The 4925-nt window shown below is 32.5% G+C and carries 3 protein-coding genes, 1 pseudogene and 1 riboswitch; of the genes and pseudogenes, 1 reads left to right on the top strand and 3 read right to left on the bottom strand.

Annotated elements, in window-relative coordinates; genetic code table 11:
• Positions 1–182: pseudogene (locus tag Q326_RS18825) on the top strand (IS110 family transposase); the annotation flags it as partial.
• Between the two features lie 225 nt (positions 183–407).
• Positions 408–589: riboswitch (cobalamin riboswitch) on the bottom strand.
• Between the two features lie 158 nt (positions 590–747).
• On the opposite strand, the gene Q326_RS0114710 reads toward Q326_RS18825, so the two are convergent.
• The 3 genes from Q326_RS0114710 to Q326_RS0114700 form a co-directional block, all read right to left on the bottom strand.
• The gene (locus Q326_RS0114710; RefSeq protein ID WP_034602512.1) at positions 748–2304 is read right to left on the bottom strand and encodes an AbgT family transporter; all 1557 of its coding nucleotides are present in this window, start codon (positions 2302–2304) and stop codon (positions 748–750) included.
• An 11-nt stretch (positions 2305–2315) separates the two neighbouring features.
• On the bottom strand, positions 2316–3503 hold the full coding sequence (locus Q326_RS0114705) for a M20 metallopeptidase family protein (protein WP_026896050.1): 1188 nt from the start codon (positions 3501–3503) through the stop codon (positions 2316–2318).
• Positions 3504–3602: 99 nt separating this feature from the next.
• Positions 3603–4523, bottom strand: a complete 921-nt coding sequence (locus Q326_RS0114700; RefSeq protein WP_026896049.1) for a DMT family transporter — start codon at positions 4521–4523, stop codon at positions 3603–3605.
• Positions 4524–4925 lie beyond the last annotated feature (402 nt).

The following is a 4925-nucleotide window of genomic DNA, read 5'->3' as shown; positions in this document are numbered from 1 at the left end:
ACAGTGTAAAAAATCTTGTTCCAGACTACAAAGAGTATTACTACAAAAAATTTAGTGAAGTTAAGACCCATCAACACAAAAGAGCACTCGCGCTAACATCTCGTAAATTAGTACGCCTGATTTTTAGCTTGCTGACTAAAAATCAAATCTACTCCAATGATAAAGTTGGGGAGATTCAATAAAATATGCTCTTAAATTAAACCTGTTTTTTTTGCTAAAAAACCTAGGTTCTATTAAAGTTGCCCTTTTTTAATCACTTCTTTTATTTTCTTTTAAAAATTCTCCTTGACATATTACCAGGTTGCTTTATATTTTTAAATAATAAAACCCCTCAACAATTAAGTTAAGAGGTTAAAAATGGGCTACTTAAATTTTATAGACCACACCTCCCTATCTTCCGTAGAGTTAACAGTGCTTATATACAGGCAGGTCTTCTGACTCTAGCTCATCAATGTAACAGCCTTCCCAGTTTACCAGTGGCATAAAAGTTACATCTCACTATCACAGCGGCGGGACCGTGCAAGAATCTAACTTGCTTCCCTTTTAATCAAAATGTGAAAAATTTTGAACCTATATCAAGATATTTAAAATTCATTGTGAATCCTATTATATTATATCTATATACTACTTGTCCATTCTTTTATTGACAATCCTATAACACATAAAATAAGTTAGTAGTTATCAACTACTAACTTATACCTACGAACTACTTTCATGCCTTTTTCAAATATATTCTACATTAAATCTCTAGGGTAATACATAGTGAATTCCTGCTCCTGGTCCCAATGGTAAATCAAATATAATAAATATAAGCAGTAATACAGACCAGAATATGAAAAATGCTACAGAATAGGGTATCATATTGGCTATCATTGTACCCAAACCTGCATCCTTATCGTATCTCTTTGCAAATGCCAATAAAATTGGAAAATACGGAAAGAAAGGACTTATCGGGTTAGTTATAGAATCTCCTATTCTATATGCAACTTGAGTCAATGCTGGATCATATTCTAAAATCATAAACATGGGCACAAATATAGGCGCCATTATGGCCCATTTCGCCGATGCACTTCCAACAAATATATTTATCAATGAACTAATTAATATAAATCCAATCAATAGACCTGGCCCTGTAGCTCCAATATCTTTTAAAAAATTAGCACCTTTAACCGATATTATTATACCTAAATTACTGGAATTAAAGAAATATAGAAATTGAGATGCAGCAAATGCCAATACTATATATGGGCCCATATCACTCATAGATTTCCCCATCATAGCTATAGCTTCCTTATCATTTTTTATACTTCCTGTTATTTTACCATATATGTATCCAGGCACCAAAAACAATACCGTTATAAGGGGTACTATCCCTTGCATTAACGGAGATTTATATGGTAGTACTGAATTAGTCTCTGGATCTTTGAAGAATGCTCCTTCACCCACAGATAGAGCAATTACAATACCTATTAATATAACTGCTGATATACCTGACCATTTTAGTGCCTTTCTCTCCTTATCATTGAGTTCTACTTTTTCTGCTGTCTCTGTGCTGCCACTATATTTTTTAAATCTAGGCTCTACTATTTTTTCTGTTACAAATAATCCCATACCCACTAACAAAACTGTAGAGGTTATAATAAAATAATAGTTCATAGCTGGTGTACCTTGATAACTAGCATCTACCAATTGAGCTGCTGGTATAGTAAAACTAGCTGCCAATACATCAGACATATTTACAATTAGATTTGCACAGAAACCTCCAGCAACTCCAGCAAAGGCTGCAAACATACCTACTAGAGGATGTCTTCCCGTTGCTAAAAATACTGTTGCAGCTAATGGAGGCAATACTACAAATCCTGCATCTCCCGCTGCATTTGCCAACATACCCATAAATAATATAACCATAGTAACTAATCTTGGAGAAACCTTGGCAACAGAATTTTTCATAGCTGACTCCATCAAACCTGATTTTTCAGCTACTCCTGCACCTATCATAACCACTAAAACTAATCCCAATGGAGGAAATCCTTGAAAGTTATTTACTATATTTTTGACTATGGTTTGTAATCCTTCTTTGGTCAATAAATTTACTGCTGGAACAGTTTCCTTTGTTAATGGATGTACAACACTAACTCCCATATTAGAAAATATCCATGATAATATAAGTACGATTATACATAAAAACATAAATAGTGTTACTGGATCTGGAAGTTTGTTTCCAAAAGTTTCTACAGCATTCAAAATTCTTTCCATAATGTCTGGCTTCTTTTTCAATGCCTGACTCTTTCCTTTTTCTGACATATACTCACTCCTTATATATTTTTTTCTAGATAATCCAATGCAATCATGGCTAATGATTGAGAAGATACCAATAGATTCTTATCATCCCAAGCAAAATGAGGATGGTGATGGGGAATTGGATTATCTTCATCTGGTGCAATACCTACAAAAAAGAAACAAGATGGTACAGCTTGAGCAAAATACGCAAAATCTTCTCCACCCATATTGGGTTCATTCCCTATTATTATGTTTTCTTCTCCAACAACCTTTGATACAGATTGAGATACCAAATCTGTCATTTCATCATTATTTATAAGGGGTGGAAAATGCTCTATATAATCAAATTCATAGGATGCATCATTTAACTCTACAATACCCTTTAATGTCTTTTCCATTGCTTCAGGTATCCATTTTCTTAGATCATCATCAAATGTACGAACTGTTCCACTCATTTCAATTACATTGGGAATAACATTATGTGCCAACCCTCCATTTATAGATCCAAAGGATATAACAGCTGATTTAAGGGGACTAACCTTTCTACTTACTATAGTCTGCATACTATTTATTACTTGTGCCGATATAGTTATGGGATCTATAGTCTTGTGAGGCATAGATGCATGTCCACCTTTTCCTATAACTTTAATAATAAATTTGTCTGGTGCAGCCATCATAGGACCATATTTAACCATTATATTTCCTTCTTTAATATCCCCCCACAAATGGCATCCAAATGCAACATCTACTTTAGGATTTTCCAAGATTCCTTCATCAATCATAGGTTTTGCCCCTCCAGAATCTTCCTCTGCGGGCTGAAATACTAATTTTATATTTCCATGTATTTCATCCTTTAATTCATTCAGTATCATAGCCGCCCCCAAAAGCCCTGCAGTATGGCCATCATGACCACAGGCATGCATTTTACCTTTAACTTTAGATCTATATGGGACATCTGCTTCTTCTTGTATATCCAATGCATCCATATCTGCCCTAAGGAGTACTGTATGTCCTGGATATTTTCCTCTAATTATGCCTAATACTCCTGTTTTTCCAATATTTCTATAGACTTCTATTCCTAATTTTTCCAGCTCATTTGCCACTAGTTTAGCAGTTCTTTCCTCTTCAAAGGCAGTCTCTGGATACATATGTATCTCATGCCTTAATTCCACATATCTGTCGTAATATTTTTTAGATAATTCCACAATCCTTTCCTTTTCCATAATTCCCTCCTTAAAATTTATTATATATTTATAAGCATAATATATGACCTTCAGACTATTGCACATTATCACTTTAATGTGATGAATTTCAATTAACTACTATACCTCTTTTTTATCTATATTTAGCACTACTATACCTAACACTACCAACAATAATCCCATCAGCAACTTTAAATTCAATACCTCATTTGGTATGAATATTGCTGAAAGCATAGAACCAAAAATAGGTATAAACAATCTATATATACTTATTTGACCTGGTTTATTATACTTTAATAATGTATACCATAATAAAAATGCAGTGGCAGAAAGAAATGCAGCATATATTAATAGTCCTCCAGTAAATTTATTGAATACAATAGTATTTTCAAACATTCCTATTTTTCCAACAATCAACAATATACAAGACCCTATAAACATCTGTCCTCCTGTTAGTATCATAGGATTTATGTCTCTAGATATAAACTTCACATATATAGTAGCAGTTGTACTAACTAATGCAGCAGATAATAAAAAACCCTCACCTAACAACTTGAAACTACCATTAAAGTCCTTTCCTATATTTACTACTATTATCCCTCCAAATCCCAGTATAAGACTTAATATCTTTTTAAAATCTATCCTATCGTCACTATAGACAAAATGTGCTATAATAACTGTAAAAAAAGTCCCACTGGCTTGTAATATGGCACTTTTTATCCCCGAAGTATTTGCTACTCCTATATAAAAGAAAAAATACTGAAGGGTTGTCTGCATTATTCCCAATAATACTATGGGTCCTATATTCTTTTTATTTATATCTATTTTAACTTTAAATATTAATCTAGTAGCCGTAAAAACTAAAATAGAAGCTATAAAAAATCTAATCCCTGCAAAATATAGTTTTGAAAATATATCTTCTGTGGCTATCTGTAGTTCTTCATAACTTATTTTGAGTACAGGAAATGCACTGCCCCATAATGCCATACATAACAATGCTATTAAAAACACATTCATTTTTTTCGTAAATATTTTTTCCAATTTCTACTCCTTAAAATACTATAGTTGGATTTATTACATTCATTTAATTATTATAACATTTTTTTAATATTTTTCAATATCTTTTATTTTCGGGTTACTGTCAAGTAATAGTTGGCAATTATTTTTCTTTAGATTTAATCATCCAATAACTATTGATTTTTAGGTTTTAAATTTATGTATTTAACACCCGTTAGGGCGAAATTATTTTAGACATTGTTATATTTCAATTTTATATCCTCATTACTGACCGTTAGGGCATAGATATCCTGTATTTAATATTATTAGAAACGATATCTTTAAAAGCTTAGCTTTAGGTTACTTGCACATCTATCACCTAGCATTTTCTGTATTGCCCTTCTTCCATTGGTTACAGCGCATTTCCTAAATGGAATAGAGGCTGTT

This window comes from Clostridiisalibacter paucivorans DSM 22131, from assembly GCF_000620125.1.
GTDB classification, from domain to species: Bacteria; Bacillota; Clostridia; order Tissierellales; family Clostridiisalibacteraceae; genus Clostridiisalibacter; species Clostridiisalibacter paucivorans.
Note: the sequence above shows the minus strand (reverse complement) of the source record. Positions and strands in the feature narration are given on the sequence as shown.

Bases quoted from the DNA above. Each gene is read 5' to 3' on its own strand.
- Q326_RS0114705 (WP_026896050.1), bottom strand. From the start codon at position 3,503: ATGGAAAAGGAAAGGATTGTGGAATTATCTAAAAAATATTACGACAGA.
- Q326_RS0114710 (WP_034602512.1), bottom strand. From the start codon at position 2,304: ATGTCAGAAAAAGGAAAGAGTCAGGCATTGAAAAAGAAGCCAGACATT.